The organism is Streptomyces silvae (assembly GCF_016745505.1).
GTDB lineage: Bacteria > Actinomycetota > Actinomycetes > Streptomycetales > Streptomycetaceae > Streptomyces > Streptomyces silvae.
The window spans coordinates 34,064-53,308 of sequence record NZ_JAERUC010000143.1; the positions used below are offsets into that span (position 1 = coordinate 34,064).

Below are 19,245 nucleotides of genomic sequence, written 5' to 3' on the forward strand. Positions count from 1 at the left end.
TCCGCGGGGAGGGAGCCGGCCTACGACTACAGGCCCTCGCCGCGGCAGCTAAGAAGGAGCAGCCCGAAACGCATGATGCGGCAACACTAACCGAGGGGCGCCTGGTGCGTCGGTCCGTATCAGTATGCGGGATCGAGGTCCCGTGAGGACAGAACGGTGATGCATCACTCTATTTCGTCAATCACGATCGCAACCAGTGACAGCGTGGTGACGGAGTGCCACAGTCATTTGCATGCAGCTTCGACAGAACAGCGAGTTCCAGCCCGTCTTCTGCACCATCGTGCCGCCCCATGTCCTCGACAAGCTCTCCCGGTCGGACGACCCGCAGCTGGCCGATCCCGCCCGCCGCACCCTGGAGGCCGACGGGGCCAGGCGCCACCACCGGAGGGTGACCGCGGCGGCCTGGACCCCTCAGGCCGCCCGCACCTCCGACCCGGTCCCCACCAAGCCGCACCGCACCCTGTACGACTGCCGGCACGGGACGGACCTGCCGGGCGTCAAGGTCCGTGACGAGGGCGAGGAGGCGACCCAGGACGCCAGCGTCAACCGCGCGTACGCGGGACTGGGCGCCACCTTCGACCTGCTCCTCACGGAGTACGGCCGCAGCTCGATCGACGGCAAGGGGCTGCCGCTGATCGGCTCCGTGCACTACGACGAGAAGTACAACAACGCGTTCTTCGACGGCGAGCAGATGGTCTTCGGGGACGGCGACGGGGAGATCTTCCTCGACTTCACGGTCGCCATCGACGTGATCGCCCACGAGCTGGCGCACGGCCTCACCCAGTACACGGCCAACCTGGCCTACCAGGGCCAGTCGGGCGCGCTCAACGAGTCCGTGTCGGACGTCTTCGGCTCCCTGGTCAAGCAGTACTCGCTGGGCCAGAGCGCGGACCAGGGCGACTGGCTGATCGGCGCCGGGCTGCTCGCCCCCCGGGTCAGCGGCGTCGCGCTGCGCTCGATGAAGGCTCCGGGCACGGCGTACGACGACGATGTGCTCGGCAAGGACCCGCAGCCGGGGTCCATGGACGACTACGTCGACACGGACGACGACAACGGCGGGGTCCACATCAACTCCGGCATCCCCAACCGGGCCTTCTACCTGCTGGCCACGGCCCTCGGCGGCAACGCCTGGGAGCGGGCCGGGCGGATCTGGTTCGACGTGCTGACCGGCGGCGAGCTGGCCCAGGACGCGTCCTTCACCGACTTCGCCAAGCTCACCGTCGCGGCGGCGCAGCACCGGTTCGGGGAGGGCGACGAGGCCGAGGCGGTGCTCAAGGCCTGGTCGGAGGTGGGCGTGCCGACCCGCTGACCGGGTAGGTACACGCGGGACCGTCCGAGCGGGGTCAAGGTGTCAGGCAGGAGCCGTTACGCATGCGCATCCAGGTGAGCCGGACCGGCGGGTTCGCCGGCATCGCACGCCACGGCGAGATCGAGACCTCGGGGCGGCCCGACGCCGCCGACTGGGAGGCCCTGGCCGAGTCGGCGCTCGCCGCCGGCCGGGGCGGCCCGCCGGCGGGGGTGCCGGACGGCTTCCGCTACCGGATCACGGTGGGCGACCGGACGGTCGACTGCGCGGATCCCCGGCTGACCGAGGAGCAGCGGACGCTGATCTCCCGGATCCTCAAGGAAGGCGCGTAGGGCCCGCTCCCCGGCCGCTGTCCGGGCCCGGGATCCGGTGAGCCCGGGAGGCGGTGAGCCCGGGAGGCCGGCGTCAGAATCCCAGCTTGCGCAGCTGCTTCGGGACCCCTCCTCCACGCCGCACTCGCACCCCTCGGCCCAGGGGCCTCAGCGGCTTCGCACGGCTGCGTCGGCCTCCGGCCGTCGGTCCGGGGCCGGCGTCAGAACCCGAGCTTGCGCAGCTGCTTCGGGTCGCGCTGCCAGTCCTTGGCGACCTTCACGTGCAGGTCCAGGAAGACCGGGGTGCCCAGCAGCGCCTCGATGTGCTTGCGTGACTTGATGCCGACGTCCTTGAGCCGCTTCCCCTTCGGGCCGATGATGATGCCCTTCTGGCTGGGCCGCTCGATGTAGACGTTCGCGTGGATGTCCAGCAGCGGCTTGTCGGCCGGCCGGTCCTCGCGGGGCAGCATCTCCTCGACGACGACGGCGATGGAGTGCGGCAGCTCGTCCCGTACGCCCTCCAGCGCGGCCTCACGGATCAGTTCCGCGACCATGACCATCTCGGGCTCGTCGGTGAGGTCGCCCTCCGGGTAGAGCGGGGGGCTCTCGGGCAGCAGCGGGGCGATGAGGTCGGCGAGCAGGCTCACCTGCTGGTCCTTGACCGCCGAGACCGGGATGATCTCCGCCCACTCGAAGCCGAGCTCGTCGGCGAGCGCGGAGACGGCGAGCAGCTGCTCGGCGAGCGCCTTGGACTCGACCAGGTCGGTCTTGGTGATGATCGCGATCTTCGGGGTCTTCTTGATCCCGGCGAGTTCCTTGACGATGAACTTGTCGCCGGGGCCGAGCTTCTGGTCGGCGGGCAGGCAGAAGCCGATGACGTCGACCTCGGCCCAGGTGGTCCGCACGACGTCGTTCAGCCGCTCCCCGAGCAGCGTGCGCGGCTTGTGGAGGCCGGGCGTGTCCACCAGGATCAGCTGGGCGTCGTCGCGGTGCACGATGCCCCGGACCGTGTGCCGGGTGGTCTGGGGGCGGTTGGAGGTGATCGCCACCTTCTGACCGACCAGAGCGTTCGTGAGGGTGGACTTGCCCGCGTTGGGGCGGCCCACGAAGCAGGCGAAGCCGGCCCGGTGGGGGGCGGTGTTCTCAGCCTGCTGCGCAGCAGCTTCTGTGTTCGGTCGAGCGCTCATGGCGCCCATTCTCCCCGATCCCGGCGGCGCCGTTGCACAGCAGGGCGGGCGGCGCCCGGAATCAGCCCGCGCTCACCGTGGACCGGAGCGTTCCGTCGGGCCCCGCGAGCAGCACCGGAGTACCGGCCCCGCCCAGGTCACGGACGGCGGCCAGGTCGGCCTCGGCGAGCGTGGCGGCGTCGGAGACGACCGCCGCGGCCTCCAGGGATGTGGCCCCGCTGGCCACGGCCATCGCGACGGCGGTCTGCAGCGCGCTGAGCTTCAGCGACTCCAGGGCCACGGTGCCGGCGGCGTACGTACGTCCCGTCTCGTCCCGTACGGCGGCGCCCTCCGGCACCGCGTTACGGGCGCGGACGCTGCGGGCCAGGGTGACGATCTTGCGGTCCTCGGCGCCGAGGCCGGTGCTGTCGGTCATGTGCTGAGCATACGAAGAGCGCCCGCGCCCGCCCGACGACGGGGTCCGTTCACCCGCTCACGAGGGCACCCGGTTCAACCCGGGACCGGGACCGGGTACATCGAGCCGCGCCGGCCCTCGGGCGAGTCCAGCCACTGGAGCTTGGCCTCCGTGCCCGTGTCCGGCAGCGGCGTGTGGAGCACGATCACCAGGTCGGGGCGGGCGGGCACCCGCAGCTGGGTGGACTCCACGTACAGCGTGCCGACGAGCGGGTGCTGGAGCTCCTTGCTGATCTGGCCGCCCGGGGCCACGTCCCGGCGGTCCCAGAGGGCCGCGAACTCGGGGCTGAGCTCCCTCGCCTCGGCGACCACCGCCCGGAATCCCTCGTCGTCGGGGTTGTCCGAGCAGGCGGCCCGGAACTGCGCGACGACCTGGCCGGCGATGGTCTCCCAGTGCGTGGACCTGGCCCGGTACACCGGGTCGGTGAAGAAGGCGATCATGCAGTTCTGCACGATCCCCGGGCGCATCCCGAGCACCGCCGACGCCGCGTCGTTGTAGAGCACGGTGTTCCAGTAGCGGTCCATGATGTGGGCCGGGAAGGGCATCCAGGCGTCGATGAGCCTGTTGAGCCCCGCGCACATGTCACGGTGGGCCGGATCGACCTCCAGGGCGGGCGGGTTGAGTCCGGCCAGGACGTAGAGATGGCGGCGTTCGGCGCTGCTGAGCCGCAGGACGCGGGCCACGGCGTCCAGGACCTGCGGTGACACGGTGATGTCGCGTCCCTGCTCCAGCCACTGGTACCAGGAGACGCCCACGCCCGCGAGGACGGCGACCTCCTCGCGGCGCAGGCCCGGCGTGCGCCGGCGCGCCCCGCCGTCCGGGAGGCCCGCCTCGGCCGGAGTGACCCGGGCCCGGCGGCTCATCAGGAACTCCCGCAGCTCAGCGAGGCGGTGCGACTTGTCGTCGGCGCCGGCCCGGACCGTGGTGGTCCGGGCCGCGTCGGTGTTCTGGGCCGGTGAAGCCACGTACTCCCCCTGGTGTCCGTGTGCGTGCCTGCCTGGTGGTGCGGCCAACAGGATAAGTGCCCGCTCCCCAGGGTTGTTCCGGCGCGTCCAGGCTGTGGACATGGCGATCGAAACCCCAACTCCCACCCCTGTGCCCGCCGGTGTACCCGGCTCCGTCCCGGCCGCGCCGCCCACGCTCTCCGGGCGGGCCCGGCTGGTGCTCTTCGTGCTGTGCGCCGCCCAGTTCATGGTGGCGCTCGACTTCTCCGTACTGAATGTGGCCCTCCCGGTCCTCGGCGAGGACCTGGGTCTGAGCCGGTCCGGGCTCCAGTGGGCCGTCACCGCCTTCGCCCTGCCGTCCGGCGGCTTCCTGCTGCTCTTCGGCCGGATCGCCGATCTCTACGGCAGGCGCAGGCTGTTCCTCACCGGGCTCGTCGTCTTCGGGGCGTCCTCGATGCTGGCGACGCTGGCCTGGGACCCGGCGTCGTTCCTGGCCGGGCGGGCGCTGCAAGGGCTCGGGGCCGCCGTGATCGTGCCGACCGGGATGTCCCTGCTGACCACCACCTTCCCGGAGGGACCCCTGCGGGACCGGGCGCTGGGCATCAGCGGGACTCTGCTCTCGCTGGGCTTCACCGTCGGCATGGTGGCGGGCGGCGTCCTCACCGACACGCTGGGCTGGCGCTCGACGATGGGGCTGCTGACCGCCGCCGCGGTGCTCGTGTCCGTCCTGGCCCCGAAGCTGCTGGAGGAGTCGCGTACGCCGGAGCGGCCGAAGCTCGACGTGCCGGGCGCCGTCACCGTCACCACGGGTCTGCTCGCGCTGATCTACTCGCTGTCGACCGCCGCCGAGCGCGGCTTCGGCGGCGCGGACGTGATGGTCACCCTGGTCCTGGGAGTGGCCCTGCTGGCCGCCTTCGTGGTCGTCGAGTCCCGCTCGGCCGCCCCGCTGGTCTCCCTGCCGATGCTGCGGCGCCGTACGGTCGCGTTCGGCAACCTGGGCGGTCTGGCCACCTTCTCGATGATGAGCACCATCGTCTTCGTCCTGACCCTCTACCTCCAGGACCTGCTGCACCTGTCGGCCCTGGGGACGGGGCTCGTCTTCGGGGCCCAGGGCCTGGTCTCGGTGGCTGCCGGGGTGTACGCCGCGAGGCTCGTCGGCCGGATCGGTGCGCGCCGGACACTGGTCCTGTCACTGATCGGCCAGGGCGTCTTCATCGGGACGCTGCTCGGCCTGGGCGAGGACTCGGGCGTCTGGCTGGCCACCGTCGCCGTGTCCCTGGCGAGCGCCTGCCACCTGGGCGCCATCATCGCCTACGGGCTGACGGTGACCTCGGGTGTGCCGAACGAGGAGCAGGGCCTGGCGACCGGCCTGGTCACCACCACCCAGCAGGTGGGCCTCACCATCGGCATCCCGCTGCTGGGGGTGCTCTCCACCACGCAGGGCTCGCTGTACGACGGCGTACGCCTGGTGGTGGCGGCCGCTGCGGTGATCCTGGTCGCGACGGGCCTCGTGGTGGCGGCCGGCCTGCGGCGGACCTGACGGCGCGGGGCCCCTACGGCCGGTCCAGGCGCAGCCGTTCCGCCTTGGGGAGCCCGGCCACCACCAGGTCGTAGCTGTCCTCCACGAGCTCCCGGACCATCCGGTCCGGGAGCTCGGAGACCGTCACGGTGTTCCAGTGCCGCTTGTTCAGGTGCCAGCCGGGGACGACGGCCGGGTGCTCCTTGCGGAGCCGCAGCGCCTCGTCCGGATCGCACTTGAGGCTGACCTTCAGGGGCCGTGCGTCGAGCACGCTCAGCGCGAACATCTTTCCCAGGACCTTGAAGACCGAGGCGTCGGGCCCGAACGGGAACTCCTCCGCGCTCGCGTTGAACTCCAGACAGAACGCGCGCAGTTCCTGGGGGGTCATGACGGCTCCGTTCCCTCCGGCTCCACCAGCACGGTGACGATCTTGTTCCTGCGGCCCGCCGGGGACTCCGCGGTGAGGCGGAGCTTACGGCCGTCGGGGAGGTCGACGATCGAGGAGGCCCCGGAGATCGGGACCCGCCCGAGCGCCTTGGCCAGCAGACCGCCGACCGTCTCGACGTCCTCGTCGTCGTAGGCGTCGAGGCCGAACAGCTCCCCGAGGTCGCCGATGTCGAGCCGGGCGGTCACCCGGAAGCAGCCGTTCTCCAGCTCCTGGACGGGCGGGAGTTCGCGGTCGTACTCGTCGGTGATCTCGCCGACGATCTCCTCCAGGATGTCCTCGATGGTGACGATGCCGGCCGTGCCGCCGTACTCGTCGATGACGACGGCGACGTGGCTGCGGTCCTGCTGCATCTCGCGCAGCAGGTCACCGGCGTTCTTCGTGTCGGGGACGAACGCGGCGGGGCGCATCGCCGTGGAGACGAGGTCCGCCTCCGCGTCCCGGTTGATGTGCGTCTTGCGGACGAGGTCCTTGAGATAGACGATCCCGACGATGTCGTCCTCGTTCTCCCCGGTGACCGGGATCCGCGAGAAGCCGGAGCGCAGCGCGAGGGTCAGCGCCTGACGGACCGTCTTGTAGCGCTCGATGCAGACCAGGTCGGTGCGGGGCACCATCACCTCGCGTACGAGGGTGTCGCCGAGCTCGAAGACGGAGTGCACCATGCGGCGCTCCTCGTCCTCGATCAGCGACTCCTGCTCGGCGAGGTCGACCATGGCGCGCAGCTCCGCCTCGCTGGCGAAGGGGCCCTTGCGGAAGCCCTTGCCGGGGGTCAGCGCGTTACCGATGAGGATCAGCAGCTGCGGGACCGGGCCCATGATCCTGGCCAGCGGCAGCAGGACGTACGCCGCGGCCGTGGCCGTGTTCAGCGGGTGCTGGCGGCCGATGGTGCGCGGGGAGACCCCGATGGCGACGTAGCTGACGAGGACCATCACGCCCATGGCGACGGCCAGCGCCTGCCAGGTCTCCTGGAACTCGTTGAGGCAGGCGTACGTGACGAGCACCCCGGCCGACATCTCGCAGGCGACCCGGACGAGCAGGGCCACGTTGAGATAGCGGGTGGGGTCGGCGGCGACCTGTTCCAGCTTGGCGCTGCCGCGCCGCCCCGCGCGGACGGCCTCCGCCGCCCGGAAGCTGGACGTGCGCGCGATGCCGGCCTCGGCGCAGGCGGCGAGCCAGCCGACGACGAGCAGCAGCACCGCGCCGGAGATGAGGGGGACGCTCACGAGACGGTGGGGGCGGGGGACGGACCGGTCAGGCCGCGCTCACCGCGCCAGCCGTCGACGATCGCCGCCTGGAGGCCGAACATCTCGGCCTTCTCGTCCGGCTCCTCGTGGTCGTACCCGAGGAGGTGCAGCACTCCGTGGACGGTGAGGAGCTGGAGCTCCTCGTCCATCGAGTGCTGCGTCTCGGCGTCCTCGCCCTGCTTCTTCGCGACCTCGGGGCAGAGCACGATGTCGCCGAGGAGCCCCTGCGGGGGCTCCTCCTCGTCCTTGGCCGGGGGACGGAGCTCGTCCATCGGGAAGGACATGACGTCCGTCGGGCCGGGGAGGTCCATCCACTGGATGTGGAGCTGCTCCATGGCGGCGGTGTCCACCACGATCACCGAGAGTTCGGACAGCGGGTGGATCCGCATCCGGGCGAGGGCGTAGCGGGCGATGTCGAGGATCGCCTGCTCGTCGACCTCGGTTCCGGACTCGTTGTTGACGTCGATCGACATGGTGCGCTGCGACTACTTCCCGTTGCGGCCGGTGCGGCCCTCTGCGTTGTCGTACTTCTCGTACGCGTCGACGATACGGCCGACGAGCTTGTGCCGGACGACATCCTGGGAGGTGAGCCTGGAGAAGTGCACGTCCTGGACGTCCTCCAGGATCTCCTGGACCTGACGCAGCCCGCTCTTGGTGCCGGTCGGCAGGTCCACCTGGGTGACGTCACCGGTGACGACGATCTTCGAGTCGAAGCCGAGACGGGTGAGGAACATCTTCATCTGCTCGGCGCTGGTGTTCTGCGCCTCGTCGAGGATGATGAACGCGTCGTTCAGGGTGCGTCCGCGCATGTACGCCAGCGGCGCGACCTCGATGGTGCCCGCGGCCATGAGCCGGGGGATCGAGTCGGGGTCGAGCATGTCGTGCAGCGCGTCGTAGAGCGGGCGCAGATACGGGTCGATCTTGTCGAAGAGCGTGCCGGGCAGGAAGCCCAGCCGCTCCCCCGCCTCGACGGCGGGCCTGGTCAGGATGATCCGGCTGACCTGCTTGGACTGCAGGGCCTGGACCGCCTTGGCCATGGCGAGATAGGTCTTGCCCGTACCCGCGGGGCCGATCCCGAAGACGATCGTGTGCTTGTCGATCGCGTCGACGTACCGCTTCTGGTTCAGCGTCTTGGGGCGGATCGTGCGGCCACGGCTGGAGAGGATGTTCTGGGTGAGCACCTCGGCAGGGGTCTCGGCGCCTTCACCGTCGCCGTCGCCGTTGCCGCTCGCCCTGAGCATGGCGATCGAGCGTTCCACAGCGTCCTCCGTCATCGGCAGTCCGGTGCGGAGCACCAGCACCATCTCGTCGAACAGGCGCTGGATCAGGGCGACGTCCGCCGCGCTTCCAGTCGCGCTTATCTCGTTGCCCCGGACATGGATGTCGACGGCCGGGAACGCCGTTTCGATCACGCGCAGCAGCGAATCGCCCGACCCCAGGAGCATCACCATGGGGTGTGCGGCCGGAATGCGGATCTGGGCGCGCGCCTGCGGCTGTGTGGGTGACTGAGTCATGGGCCGGCCCTCGGGCCTGCGCATACCTCCCGTTGCAGGGCAGTCGCTGCTCGACCGCCTCTGGACTACCAGCGTACGACTCCCCACCGACAACACCGAGCGGTTTTACCCGGTGATCGTCGGCATCGGGATCATCCGCACCCGGAGTTCATCGGCCCTTCACTGCCGGAAGCCGATGGTCGGCACGGCCCGGCGCAGCGGCCACGCCCTGCTCGTGGCCGGCAGCAGCTCCTCCAGGAAGGCGTAGCGCTCCAGCGCCGCCGGGTCCTGGCCGGCGGCGGTGCGTACCTGCTGCCACCAGCCGGCGATCTCCGCCCATCCGGGTGCGGACAGCGATCCGCCGAACTCCTGCACGGACAGGGCGGCCGTCAGCCCGGCGAAGGCGAGGCGGTCGGCGAGCGGCCAGCCGGCCAGCGTCCCGGTGACGAAGCCGGCGACGAAGACGTCCCCGGCCCCGGTGGGGTCCAGGGCCTCCACCGCGATGGCGGGCACCTCGGCGGCCGCCCCGGTCTCCCGGTCCACCGCGTACGCGCCGTCCGCCCCCAGGGTCACCACGGCGAGGGGGACCCGTTCGGCCAGGGCGTGGGCGGCGGCGCGCGGGCAGTCGGTGCGGGTGTAGCGCATGGCCTCCTCGGCGTTGGGCAGGAACGCCAGGCAGTGCCCGAGGTCGGGCAGGGCGTCCAGGTCCCAGCGGCCGGTCTCGTCCCAGCCGACGTCGGCGAAGACCATCGCGCCGTTACGGGCGGCCCCGGCCACCCAGGGCTCGCTGCGGCCCGGGGTCAGTGAGGCGACGGCGGCGCGGGCGCGCGGCGGGCAGTCCGGGAAGGCGCGGCCGGGCGGCACGGAGCCGTCGGGGGCCTCGTGGCCGTGCGAGACCATCGTCCGCTCGCCCTCGTACGCCATGGAGACGGTGACGGGCGAGTGCCAGCCGGGGACTGTGCGCGACATGGACAGATCGATGCCCTCGCCCTGTTCGAGTGCGTCCCAGCAGTACTCGCCGTAGTGGTCGTCGCCGAACGCGGCGGCCAGCGAGGTGTGCAGGCCGAGCCGGGCGAGGGCGGTGGCCATGTTGGCGACGCCTCCGGGGCTGGAGCCCATCCCCCGGGCCCAGGACTCGGTCCCGCGCACCGGTGCGCTGTCCAGGCCGGTGAAGATGATGTCGAGGAAGACCGTGCCGGTCAGGAAGACGTCACAGGCCGGGTCCTGCGGGGCACGCAGCCCGAGCAGCGGGTCGATGCCTGGATCAGCTGTACTCACCGTGCGCTCCCGGCCGTGGCAGATCTGAACAGTGCGAACTGCGGCCAGTGTGCCGGATCCGCCGCCCCTTCCGGAGGGCCCGCGCCGCACCGCGCGGATCCACTCCCACCTGCATAAACATGCGCAGCTACCCGGCTCTGTGGCGCATAAACCTGAGTGTGACCCGGATCACATCGAGCCGACTTTCCGTCGGCTGGGCGCGCTTGATACAAATTGGCCCGCGAGCACCGATCCGGACGGTTGACGACGAGTGCCGCTTCTCCCGCGTTTTCTCGCTCCACCCTCCCCTGCCTTGCCCCGCTCCACCCTCCCCGCGTCACCTCTGCCTTACCCTCCCCTGCCTTCTTCTGCCGCCTCCGGCATGTCTTCAGGAACGCCCATGTCCTCGCGCCCTCGCGCCGCGTGGCCTCTGGTAGCCGTGTTCACCGCCGGTTACCTCGCCGCCTATCTGCTCCCCACCATCGTCGGCCGCCTCAGCACCTACCTGGGCCTGACCTCCGCCCAGGCGGGCCTGGTCGGCAGCGCCCTGCTGGTCAGCTCGGCCTCGGCCGGCTTCGCGCTGGCAGGACGCGTCGAGACATTCGGATCGCGGAGACCGGCGCGCGCGGGGCTGCTGCTCGCCGCCCTCGGCTACGGCTGCGCGGCGCTCACCACCTCGATGCCGCTGATCGTCGCCGGCGTCGTGGTCGGCGGCTTCGGCTCCGGCACGGCGACCGCCGTCGCCGCGTCCGGCATCGCCGCGCAGCGCGACCCGCACCGGACCTCGTCGCTCGGGCTGCTCAGCGTCTCGGCGACGGCGGGTGCCCTCTACCTGACCACCCCTCATCTGGGCGGCGGCCACCGGCTGCCGTTCGCCTCCATCGCGCTGGTCGCCCTGCTGGTCTGGCCCGCGACCTCCCGGCTGGGCGGTTCCGTCCCGGCCGGCGGGACGTCCCCGGTGCAGGGACGGCTGCCGCACCGGCGGTCGGGTCTGGTGCTGGCCGGCGGGATGCTCGTCTGGTCCATGGCGCAGAACGCCCTGTGGGGGGTGAGCAGCCGCATCGGTGCCGAGCAGGTCGGCCTCTCCGAGGTGGCCGTCGGCGCGGTGTTCGCCGCCGCGCTGGGAGCGGGACTGCTCGGCGTGATGGGCGCGGGCATGCTGGGCGCCCGGCTCGGCCGGGCGGTGCCGATCGGCCTCGGGACGATGATCATCGCGGGGAGCATCGTGCTCAGCTCCTCAGCCGAGGACCTGGGGTCGTTCGCGACCGGTGAGATCGCCTGGAACACCTTCTACCCGGTGGTCCTGTCGTATCTGATCGGGCTCGCGGCCTCACTGGACGTGCGCGGCCGCTGGGCGGTCCTCGCGGGCTCGGCGGCATCCGTCGGCACGGCCTGCGGCCCCCTCCTCGGCAGTGTGCTCTCCGAGCAGGCCGGCTACGCGGTGATGGGCCTGATCCTGGGGGCCGCCACGCTCCTGGTCGCGGCCCCCGTCACGGCGGTGGCGCTGCACACCGGCGGCCGGCCGCTGGTGCCCGGCTCCGTACGGCGCAGGGGTGGTGCGCCTGCCGCGCTGCTGGCCGCCACCACCAACAGCCTGTCCGGCGCGGTGCCCAAGCTGGGCGCGCCGGAGCAGGCGGTCGCGGAGCTCAGCCTGCCCGCGCTGCGGCGCAGGCGGCTGGGCCGGAGCGCGTTCCGTACGGCGGGACCGGCCGGCGGTGCCGGTCAGTCGAACGCGTACGCCTCGACCTCGGAGAGGTAGCGCGCCCTGCGCTCCTCGTCGTGGTCGAGGAAGGCCGCCTCGAAGGAGTTGCGGGCCAGGGTGCGCAGCTGCTCCTGGTCCAGGCCGAGCGCCTCGTGCACGGCGTGGAAGGTGTCTCCGACGTAACCGCCGAAGTAGGCGGGGTCGTCGGAGTTCACCGTGCAGAGCAGCCCCGCGTCCATCATGGAGCGCAGCGGGTGCTGCTCCAGTACGTCGATGGCGCGCAGCCGTACGTTGGAGAGCGGGCAGAGCGTCAGCGGGATCCGCTCGGAGACCAGCCGGTCCACCAGCTCCGCGTCCTCCATGCAGCGCAGCCCGTGGTCGATGCGTTCGACGCCGAGGACGTCCAGGGCCTCCCGGATGTACTCGGGCGGGCCCTCCTCACCGGCGTGGGCGACCTTGCGCAGGCCGAGGGCCGTGGCGGCCGCGTACACCTCGCGGAACTTCGCGGGCGGGTGTCCGACCTCCGCCGAGTCGAGACCCACGGCGCTGATGCGGTGCAGATACGGCTTCGCGGCCTCCAGGGTCTCCAGCGCGGACTCGGCGGACTTGTCGCGCAGGAAGCACATGATCAGCTGGGTGGAGATGCCGTGCGTCTCCTCGCTGCGGTCCAGCGCCCGGCCGAGCCCCTCGATCACGGTGCCGATCGGGACGCCGCGGTCGGTGTGGGCCTGCGGGTCGAAGAAGATCTCCGCGTGCCGGACGCCCTGGGCGGCGGCGCGGGCGAGGTAGGCGTCGGCCAGTTCGGCGAAGTCCTCCTCGGTGCGCAGGACCGCCATCAGGGCGTAGTAGAGGTCGAGGAAGCTCTGCAGGTCGTCGAAGAGGTAGGCGGTGCGCAGCTCTTCGGTGTCCGCGTAGGGCAGGTCCACGCCGTTGCGGGCGGCGAGGGCGAAGGCCAGCTCGGGTTCGAGGGTCCCCTCGATGTGGAGGTGGAGTTCGGCTTTGGGGAGGTGCACGGTGTTCTCGTTACGTGTGGCGGGTGGGTACCGGGACCCTGATCAGGTCCTGGGCGATGGTCAGTTCACCTTCGTAGCCGGCTGCCCTGGCCTGGCGTTCGAAGGCGTCGGGGTCGGTGTAGCGCTGGGAGAAGTGCGTCAGCACGAGGTGCCGTACGCCCGACTCCTTCGCCACCCGGGCCGCCTGTCCTGCGGTGAGGTGGCCGTGGTCGGCGGCGAGCTTTCCGTCCTCGTCGAGGAACGTCGACTCGATGACCAGCATGTCGCATCCCTCGGCGAGCGCGAACGCGCCGTCGCAGAGCCGGGTGTCCATGACGAACGCGAAGCGCTGTCCGCGGCGGGTCTCGGAGACTTCTTCCAGCGGGGTGCCGCGCAGGGCCCCCTCGCGCTGGATCCGTCCGACGTCGGGCCCGCCGATGCCGTGCTCGGCCAGCTTCGCGGGCAGCATGCGCAGCCGGTCGGGCTCGGTGAGGCGGTAGCCGTAGGACTCGACCGGGTGCGAGAGCCGGTGGCTGTCCAGGGTGTACGCGCCGGTGGTGGCGAGGACGCCGTCGGCGGCGACCGGGGCCTCGGTCAGCTCGACGGACTCGCGGTAGGCGGTCGCGTACCGGAGCCGGTCGAAGAAGCGCTGCCCGCTCGCCGGGAAGTGGACGGTGACGGGGTGCGGGACCTGGTCGAGGTTGATCCGCTGGATCACCCCCGCCAGACCGAGCGAGTGGTCGCCGTGGAAGTGCGTGACGCAGATCCGGTCGATGTCATGAGCGGCGACGCCCGCCCGCAGCATCTGACGCTGGGTCCCCTCGCCCGGGTCGAAGAGGATGCCCTCCCCGTCCCAGCGCAGCAGATAGCCGTTGTGGTTGCGGTGACGGGTCGGCACCTGGCTGGCGGTGCCGAGGATCACGAGCTCGCGTACGGACACGGGTTGAGGGCCCGCCTAGCCGGGGGGCCACTGCATCCCGCGCCCGCCCAGGACGTGGGCGTGCGCGTGGAAGACGGTCTGGCCCGCACCCGCACCGGTGTTGAGCACGATGCGGTAGCCGGTCTCCGTGAGCTTCTCGTCGGCGGCGACCAGGCCGGCCTCACGCAGCACGTCGGCGGCGGCCTGCGGGTCGCCCGCCGCGAGCGAGGCGGCGTCCGGGTAGTGCGCCTTGGGGATGACCAGGACGTGGCTGGGGGCCTGGGGGTTTATGTCGCGGAAGGCGACGGTCGTCGCGCTCTCGCGGACGATGGTCGCCGGGATGTCCCCGGTAACGATCTTGCAGAACAGGCAGTCGGTCTGCGGTTCTCCCGCCATGGCCCGGCCTCCTAGGTCGTTCGGTCCTCGTGATCAGTACACCGGCATGCTATCCGTCCGCCCCGGCCAGGACGGGCGGCTGTCAGCTCCAGCGGCCGGTGCGTCCCATCAGCAGGGCCGCCGCGGCCGTCCCCGCGGTCGAGGTGCGCAGCACGCTGGGGCCGAGCCGGTACGGCGGCGCCCCCGCCTCGGCGAAGGCGGCCAGCTCCTGCGGCGAGACGCCGCCCTCCGGGCCCACGACCAGCACGATCGTGCCCTGCGTGGGGAGTTCGGCGGTGGCGAGCGGCTCGCTGCCGGTGTCCCGGTCCTCGTGCAGGACGCCCGCGAAGTCGGCCCCGGCCAGCAGGGCAGCGACCTGCCTGGTCGTCATGGCGTCGGCCACCTCGGGGAACCGCACCCGGCGCGACTGCTTCCCCGCCTCGCGCGCGGTGCTGCGCCACTTGCCGAGGGACTTCAGGCCGCGGTCGCCCTTCCACTGCGTGATGCAGCGCGCGGCCTGCCAGGGCACGATCGCGTCGACGCCCGTCTCGGTCATCGTCTCCACGGCGAGCTCCCCCCGGTCGCCCTTGGGCAGCGCCTGGACGACGGTGATGTACGGGGTGGGCGCGGGCTCCTCGCGCACCGCCGTGAGCCCGACCACGAGCCGGTCCTTGCCCTCGGCGGCGCGTACGACGCCCTCCGCCCAGCCGCCCCGCCCGTCGGTCAGGACGACGTCCTCCCCCGGGTTCAGCCGCTTCACGGACACGGCGTGCCGCCCCTCGGGGCCGTCCAGGACGAACTCCGGGCCGCCGGGCAGCTGTTCGACGACGAAGACCGGTGCCGTCACTGGGCACTCCTCACACTCACGGCCGCACGCGCGGCTTCCATTTCTGCGGCGAGCAGGCCCACGAGCTCACCGGCGGGCAGCTCGCGTGCCATCCGGTGCCCCTGGCCCGCCCACAGGGCCATGCCCTGGGCGTCCCCGGCCTTGGCGGCGGCCCTGCGCAGCCCGCTGGTCAGCTGGTGCACCTGCGGGTAGGCGGCGGGGGCGTACGGGCCGTGCTCCCGGACGAAGCGGTTGACCAGGCCGCGCGCGGGGCGGCCCGAGAAGGCCCGGGTCAGGGCCGTGGTCACGAACAGCGGGTTGGTCAGGGCCTGTTTGTGCAGCGGGTGCGCCCCGGACTCCGGGCACGGCAGGAACGCCGTACCGAGCTGGGCGGCGTCGGCCCCGGCGGCCAGGACGGCGGTGATCTGGGATCCGCGCATCAGCCCGCCGGCGGCGATGACCGGCAGCTGGACGGACTCGCGGATCTCGGTGAGCAGCGGGAGCAGCCCGGTGGCGGCGAGGCCGCCCTGCGGGTCGTCGCGGTGCGTGGACTGGTGGCCGCCCGCCTCGGTGCCCTGGACGCAGAGCGCGTCGGCGCCCGCCCACCGGGCGTTCCGCGCCTCCTGGGGCGAGGTGACCGTGACCACGGTCGAGGTGCCGGCCGCGGCGAACGCAGCGAGCACCTCGCGGGTGGGGCAGCCGAAGGTGAAGGAGACCAGGGGGACCGGATCCTCCAGCAGGATCGCGACCTTCGCCTCGTAGCCGTCGTCGCCGCTGGCGTCGGGGTCGCCGAGCGGGGTCTCGTACCAGGCGGCCTCACCGGCGAGCTGGTGCCGGTAGATCTCGACGGCGCCGGGGTCGGCGACCTGCGGCTGCGGCATGAAGAGGTTGACGCCGAAGGGCCCGCCGGTCAGCCTCCGCAGCTGCTCGACCTCGTTGTACATCCCGTCGGCCGTCTTGTAGCCGGCGGCGAGGAAACCGAGCCCTCCGGCCTCCGTGACGGCGGCGGCCAGCTCCGGCCGGGAGGCGCCGCCCGCCATCGGGGCCTGCACGATCGGGTACCGGCAGAGATCGGTCAGCGCCAAGGACATGACCGCATCGTGCCATGTCCCGGGGATCGTGCCGAATCAGCCCTTTCGTACGGCGGACGGGCCGCCGTGCACACGGCACCGCCCGCCGGTACGGGACCGGCGGGCGGTGCGGTGACAGGGTGCGGCGGCCGGGGTTCAGCGGCCGTTGAAGGCGTCCTTCAGACGGGAGAAGAGCCCCTGCTGTCCCGGCTGGAACTGCCCGGTGGGCCGCTCCTCGCCGCGCAGCTTGGACAGCTCCCGCAGGAGGCGTTCCTGCTCGGGGTCCATCTTCGTCGGGGTCGTGACCTCGACGTGCACGATCAGGTCGCCGCGTCCGCCGCCGCGCAGGTGCGTGATGCCACGCCCGTGCAGCGGGACCGACTGGCCGGACTGGGTGCCCGGCCTGATGTCGATCTCCTCCAGCCCGTCGAGCGTCTCCAGCGGCACCTGGGTGCCGAGCGCCGCGGCGGTCATCGGGATGGTGACCGTGCAGTGCAGATCGTCGCCGCGCCGCTGGAACACGGCGTGCGAGAGCTCGTGGATCTCGACGTACAGGTCGCCGGCGGGGCCGCCGCCGGGGCCGACCTCGCCCTCGCCCGCGAGCTGGATCCGGGTGCCGTTGTCGACACCGGCGGGGATCTTCACGGTGAGGGTGCGCCGCGAGCGGATGCGGCCGTCACCGGCGCACTCGGGGCACGGGGTGGGCACGACCGTACCGAAGCCCTGGCACTGCGGGCAGGGCCGCGAGGTCATGACCTGGCCGAGGAAGGACCTGGTGACCTGGGAGACCTCGCCGCGGCCGCGGCACATGTCACAGGTCTGCGCGGAGGTGCCGGGTGCGGCGCCCTCGCCACTGCAGGTCGTACAGACGACCGCCGTGTCGACCTGGATGTCCTTGGTCGTGCCGAAGGCCGCCTCGGAGAGGTCGATCTCCAGCCGGATCATCGCGTCCTGGCCGCGCCGGGTGCGCGAACGGGGTCCGCGCTGCGACGCCGTCCCGAAGAACGCGTCCATGATGTCGCTGAAGTTGCCGAAGCCGCCGGCTCCGAAGCCTCCCGCGCCACCGCCGCCGCCCGACTGGGACAGCGGGTCGCCGCCGAGGTCGTAGACCTGCTTCTTCTGCGGGTCCGACAGCACCTCGTAAGCGGCGTTGATCTCCTTGAACCGCTCCTGGGTCTTCGGATCCGGGTTGACATCCGGGTGCAGCTCGCGGGCGAGCCGACGGAATGCCTTCTTGATCTCGTCCTGAGATGCGTCGCGGCGCACGCCGAGTACGGCGTAGTAGTCCGTGGCCACTTACGACTCCGCCAGGATCTGTCCGACGTAACGTGCCACTGCGCGTACCGCTCCCATCGTTCCGGGGTAGTCCATGCGGGTCGGTCCGACCACGCCGAGTTTGGCGACTGCCTCGTCGCCCGAACCGTAGCCGACCGCGACGACGGACGTGGAGTTGAGGCCCTCGTGGGCGTTCTCGTGCCCGATCCGTACGGTCATGCCTGAGTCCGTCGCCTCACCGAGCAGCTTCAGCAGCACGACCTGCTCCTCCAATGCCTCCAGCACCGGCCGGATCATCACAGGGAAGTCGTGCCCGAAGCGGGTGAGGTTGGAGGTGCCGCCGATGATCAGCCGCTCCTCCGTCTCTTCGACCAGAGTCTCGAGGAGGACGGAGAGCACCGTGGACACGGTTCCCCGGTCCTCGGTCTCGAAGGACTCCGGCAGGTCCTGCACCAGCTGCGGGACGTCCGCGAAGCGTCGTCCCACGACCCGGCTGTTGAGCCGGGCCCGGAGATCCGCCAGGGACGTGTCACCGAACGGTGCAGGGCAGTCGATCATACGCTGTTCGACCCGGCCCGTGTCCGTGATCAGGACGAGCATCAGCCGGGCCGGGGCCAGCGACAGCAGCTCCACGTGCCGGACCGTCGAACGGGTCAGCGAGGGGTACTGCACGACGGCGACCTGCCTGGTCAGCTGCGCGAGCAGCCGGACCGTGCGGCCCACGACGTCGTCGAGGTCGACCGCGCCGTCGAGGAAATTCTGGATGGCCCGGCGCTCCGGCGACGACAGGGGCTTGACGCCCGCGAGCTTGTCGACGAAGAGACGGTAGCCCTTGTCCGTCGGGATACGCCCCGCACTCGTGTGCGGCTGGGCGATGAAGCCCTCGTCCTCCAGCACCGCCATGTCGTTGCGCACGGTCGCCGGGGAGACCCCGAGGCTGTGCCGCTCCGTGAGCGCCTTGGAGCCGACGGGCTCCTCGGTGCCGACATAGTCCTGGACGATGGCGCGCAGCACTTCGAGTCTGCGTTCGCTGAGCACCGCGCACACCTCCAGCTGTGGTTCTTCGGCGTCTGCCTGGCACTCTGTGCGTTCGAGTGCCAGCAATCCCCCCGGTCAGTGTACGGGGGCGGGGTGGGCCCGGGGCAAGGGCGACCGGCCATGCCGTCGCGGGACCGCGCAGGTCGTTGCGGATAGCGTCGTCGTATGGACGCCTCTTGGGAAGAGTTCGGCTGGGAGCGGTTGGGCAACGGTACGGGACGGCGGAGGCTTCCCGTCTGGGACGCGACCGCCGCACTGGTCGCCGGGACGGACGGTGTGCTGCTCTACGACACCGGCGCGACACTGCGGGAGGGGGTCGGGCTGCGCACCCAGGCGGAGGCGCTGCTGGGCCGGAGGGTGACGCATATCGCACTGAGCCATCCGCACTTCGACCATGTGCTGGGCACCGCCGCCTTCTCCGGTGCGGAGGTCTACGGGGCGGTGGGCACGGCGGAACTCCTGGGAGGGGGCGCCGCCGAGCTGCGCGCCGACGCGCTGCGGCACGGGATGAGCGAGGCGGACGCCACGGCGTCCACGGACGCGCTGGTGGCCCCGCGGCACCAGGTCAGCGGCGAGTGGACGCTCGATCTCGGCGGCGGCTTCCAGGTGCTGCTGGCCAATGTGGGGCCCGGCCACAGCGGTCACGACCTCGCGGTGCTGGTGCCGGGCTCCCCCGTCGTGGTGCTCTGCGGGGACCTCGTCGAGGAGTCCGGCGAACCGCAGGCGGGCCCGGACGCGGTCCCCTCGCACTGGCCGGCGGCGCTGGACCGGCTGCTGGAGCTCGGCGGCGAGGACGCGCTGTACGTGCCGGGGCACGGGGCGGTGGTGGACGCCGCGTTCGTACGGGCGCAGCGTGATCAACTGGCCGCCCGCTTCGGCGTGTCGTGA

20 protein-coding genes are annotated in these 19,245 nt (G+C 71.8%); 5 read left to right on the top strand and 15 right to left on the bottom strand.

Going from position 1 to position 19,245, the window contains the following annotated elements; translation table 11 throughout:
* Window positions 1-232 precede the first annotated feature (232 nt).
* Together JKV81_RS21900 and JKV81_RS21905 are read left to right on the top strand one after the other, a co-directional pair.
* Window positions 233-1,309 (top strand): M4 family metallopeptidase, encoded by a 1,077-nt coding sequence (locus tag JKV81_RS21900; protein ID WP_129262833.1) that lies wholly within the window; start codon window positions 233-235, stop codon window positions 1,307-1,309.
* 62 nt (window positions 1,310-1,371) lie between these two features.
* A complete protein-coding gene (locus JKV81_RS21905) occupies window positions 1,372-1,638 on the top strand; it encodes a protealysin inhibitor emfourin (RefSeq protein WP_124276559.1) in 267 nt (88 codons plus the stop codon).
* 200 nt (window positions 1,639-1,838) lie between these two features.
* On the opposite strand, the gene era is transcribed toward JKV81_RS21905, so the two are convergent.
* From era to JKV81_RS21920, 3 genes are all read right to left on the bottom strand, one after another.
* Window positions 1,839-2,813: a GTPase Era gene (era, locus tag JKV81_RS21910; RefSeq protein ID WP_202077363.1), complete on the bottom strand. Its 975-nt coding sequence runs from the start codon at window positions 2,811-2,813 to the stop codon at window positions 1,839-1,841.
* 52 nt (window positions 2,814-2,865) lie between these two features.
* Window positions 2,866-3,219, bottom strand: coding sequence for a cytidine deaminase-like protein (locus tag JKV81_RS21915; RefSeq protein ID WP_129262837.1), 354 nt, complete (start codon window positions 3,217-3,219; stop codon window positions 2,866-2,868).
* Window positions 3,220-3,293: 74 nt separating this feature from the next.
* The gene (locus JKV81_RS21920) at window positions 3,294-4,223 is read right to left on the bottom strand and encodes a helix-turn-helix transcriptional regulator (RefSeq protein ID WP_129262839.1); all 930 of its coding nucleotides are present in this window, start codon (window positions 4,221-4,223) and stop codon (window positions 3,294-3,296) included.
* A 100-nt stretch (window positions 4,224-4,323) separates the two neighbouring features.
* Here JKV81_RS21920 and JKV81_RS21925 point away from each other — a divergent pair, with 100 nt between their 5' ends.
* Window positions 4,324-5,742 (top strand): MFS transporter, encoded by a 1,419-nt coding sequence (locus JKV81_RS21925; RefSeq protein ID WP_129262841.1) that lies wholly within the window; start codon window positions 4,324-4,326, stop codon window positions 5,740-5,742.
* A 13-nt stretch (window positions 5,743-5,755) separates the two neighbouring features.
* Here JKV81_RS21925 and JKV81_RS21930 read toward each other — a convergent pair whose 3' ends face one another.
* The 5 genes from JKV81_RS21930 to JKV81_RS21950 form a co-directional block, all read right to left on the bottom strand.
* The gene (locus JKV81_RS21930; RefSeq protein ID WP_099172497.1) at window positions 5,756-6,109 is read right to left on the bottom strand and encodes an MmcQ/YjbR family DNA-binding protein; all 354 of its coding nucleotides are present in this window, start codon (window positions 6,107-6,109) and stop codon (window positions 5,756-5,758) included.
* Window positions 6,106-7,389 carry a hemolysin family protein gene (locus tag JKV81_RS21935; protein WP_129262843.1) on the bottom strand — a complete coding sequence of 428 codons (1,284 nt, stop codon included), beginning with the start codon at window positions 7,387-7,389 and terminating at the stop codon, window positions 6,106-6,108. The genes JKV81_RS21930 and JKV81_RS21935 overlap by 4 nt, the downstream gene beginning before the upstream one ends.
* Window positions 7,386-7,883 carry an rRNA maturation RNase YbeY gene (gene ybeY, locus JKV81_RS21940; RefSeq protein ID WP_099172499.1) on the bottom strand — a complete coding sequence of 166 codons (498 nt, stop codon included), beginning with the start codon at window positions 7,881-7,883 and terminating at the stop codon, window positions 7,386-7,388. The genes JKV81_RS21935 and ybeY overlap by 4 nt, the downstream gene beginning before the upstream one ends.
* Before the next feature lie 12 nt (window positions 7,884-7,895).
* A complete protein-coding gene (locus JKV81_RS21945) occupies window positions 7,896-8,924 on the bottom strand; it encodes a PhoH family protein (protein ID WP_129262845.1) in 1,029 nt (342 codons plus the stop codon).
* Window positions 8,925-9,083: 159 nt separating this feature from the next.
* Window positions 9,084-10,181 (bottom strand): carbohydrate kinase family protein, encoded by a 1,098-nt coding sequence (locus JKV81_RS21950; protein ID WP_129262847.1) that lies wholly within the window; start codon window positions 10,179-10,181, stop codon window positions 9,084-9,086.
* Window positions 10,182-10,560: 379 nt separating this feature from the next.
* Here JKV81_RS21950 and JKV81_RS21955 point away from each other — a divergent pair, with 379 nt between their 5' ends.
* The gene (locus JKV81_RS21955) at window positions 10,561-11,919 is read left to right on the top strand and encodes an MFS transporter (protein WP_202077367.1); all 1,359 of its coding nucleotides are present in this window, start codon (window positions 10,561-10,563) and stop codon (window positions 11,917-11,919) included.
* Here the strand turns inward: JKV81_RS21955 and JKV81_RS21960 are convergent.
* From JKV81_RS21960 to hrcA, 7 genes are all read right to left on the bottom strand, one after another.
* Complete coding sequence (locus JKV81_RS21960; protein WP_129262851.1) at window positions 11,883-12,875, bottom strand: adenosine deaminase; 993 nt, start codon at window positions 12,873-12,875, stop codon at window positions 11,883-11,885. The two genes, JKV81_RS21955 and JKV81_RS21960, sit on opposite strands and share 37 nt — an antisense overlap.
* A 10-nt stretch (window positions 12,876-12,885) precedes the next feature.
* On the bottom strand, window positions 12,886-13,794 hold the full coding sequence (locus tag JKV81_RS21965) for a ribonuclease Z (RefSeq protein WP_129262853.1): 909 nt from the start codon (window positions 13,792-13,794) through the stop codon (window positions 12,886-12,888).
* Window positions 13,795-13,809: 15 nt separating this feature from the next.
* Window positions 13,810-14,169: a histidine triad nucleotide-binding protein gene (locus JKV81_RS21970; RefSeq protein WP_099172505.1), complete on the bottom strand. Its 360-nt coding sequence runs from the start codon at window positions 14,167-14,169 to the stop codon at window positions 13,810-13,812.
* 82 nt (window positions 14,170-14,251) lie between these two features.
* Window positions 14,252-14,995: a 16S rRNA (uracil(1498)-N(3))-methyltransferase gene (locus JKV81_RS21975; protein ID WP_129262856.1), complete on the bottom strand. Its 744-nt coding sequence runs from the start codon at window positions 14,993-14,995 to the stop codon at window positions 14,252-14,254.
* A complete protein-coding gene (locus JKV81_RS21980; protein WP_129262858.1) occupies window positions 14,992-16,065 on the bottom strand; it encodes a nitronate monooxygenase in 1,074 nt (357 codons plus the stop codon). Before JKV81_RS21980 ends, JKV81_RS21975 begins: the two co-directional genes overlap by 4 nt.
* A gap of 135 nt (window positions 16,066-16,200) precedes the next feature.
* Window positions 16,201-17,340, bottom strand: coding sequence for a molecular chaperone DnaJ (gene dnaJ, locus JKV81_RS21985; protein WP_099172508.1), 1,140 nt, complete (start codon window positions 17,338-17,340; stop codon window positions 16,201-16,203).
* The gene (gene hrcA / locus JKV81_RS21990) at window positions 17,341-18,357 is read right to left on the bottom strand and encodes a heat-inducible transcriptional repressor HrcA (protein ID WP_099172509.1); all 1,017 of its coding nucleotides are present in this window, start codon (window positions 18,355-18,357) and stop codon (window positions 17,341-17,343) included.
* Window positions 18,358-18,522: 165 nt separating this feature from the next.
* Here hrcA and JKV81_RS21995 point away from each other — a divergent pair, with 165 nt between their 5' ends.
* On the top strand, window positions 18,523-19,245 hold the full coding sequence (locus JKV81_RS21995; protein ID WP_202077369.1) for an MBL fold metallo-hydrolase: 723 nt from the start codon (window positions 18,523-18,525) through the stop codon (window positions 19,243-19,245).

Excerpts from the sequence above, each read along its gene's own strand:
- JKV81_RS21900 (WP_129262833.1), top strand. The coding sequence starts at position 233 with ATGCAGCTTCGACAGAACAGCGAGTTCCAGCCCGTCTTCTGCACCATC.
- JKV81_RS21905 (WP_124276559.1), top strand. The coding sequence starts at position 1,372 with ATGCGCATCCAGGTGAGCCGGACCGGCGGGTTCGCCGGCATCGCACGC.
- era (WP_202077363.1), bottom strand. The coding sequence starts at position 2,813 with ATGGGCGCCATGAGCGCTCGACCGAACACAGAAGCTGCTGCGCAGCAG.
- JKV81_RS21915 (WP_129262837.1), bottom strand. The coding sequence starts at position 3,219 with ATGACCGACAGCACCGGCCTCGGCGCCGAGGACCGCAAGATCGTCACC.
- JKV81_RS21925 (WP_129262841.1), top strand. The coding sequence starts at position 4,324 with ATGGCGATCGAAACCCCAACTCCCACCCCTGTGCCCGCCGGTGTACCC.
- JKV81_RS21930 (WP_099172497.1), bottom strand. The coding sequence starts at position 6,109 with ATGACCCCCCAGGAACTGCGCGCGTTCTGTCTGGAGTTCAACGCGAGC.
- ybeY (WP_099172499.1), bottom strand. The coding sequence starts at position 7,883 with ATGTCGATCGACGTCAACAACGAGTCCGGAACCGAGGTCGACGAGCAG.
- JKV81_RS21945 (WP_129262845.1), bottom strand. The coding sequence starts at position 8,924 with ATGACTCAGTCACCCACACAGCCGCAGGCGCGCGCCCAGATCCGCATT.
- JKV81_RS21955 (WP_202077367.1), top strand. The coding sequence starts at position 10,561 with ATGTCCTCGCGCCCTCGCGCCGCGTGGCCTCTGGTAGCCGTGTTCACC.
- JKV81_RS21970 (WP_099172505.1), bottom strand. The coding sequence starts at position 14,169 with ATGGCGGGAGAACCGCAGACCGACTGCCTGTTCTGCAAGATCGTTACC.
- JKV81_RS21980 (WP_129262858.1), bottom strand. The coding sequence starts at position 16,065 with ATGTCCTTGGCGCTGACCGATCTCTGCCGGTACCCGATCGTGCAGGCC.
- JKV81_RS21995 (WP_202077369.1), top strand. The coding sequence starts at position 18,523 with ATGGACGCCTCTTGGGAAGAGTTCGGCTGGGAGCGGTTGGGCAACGGT.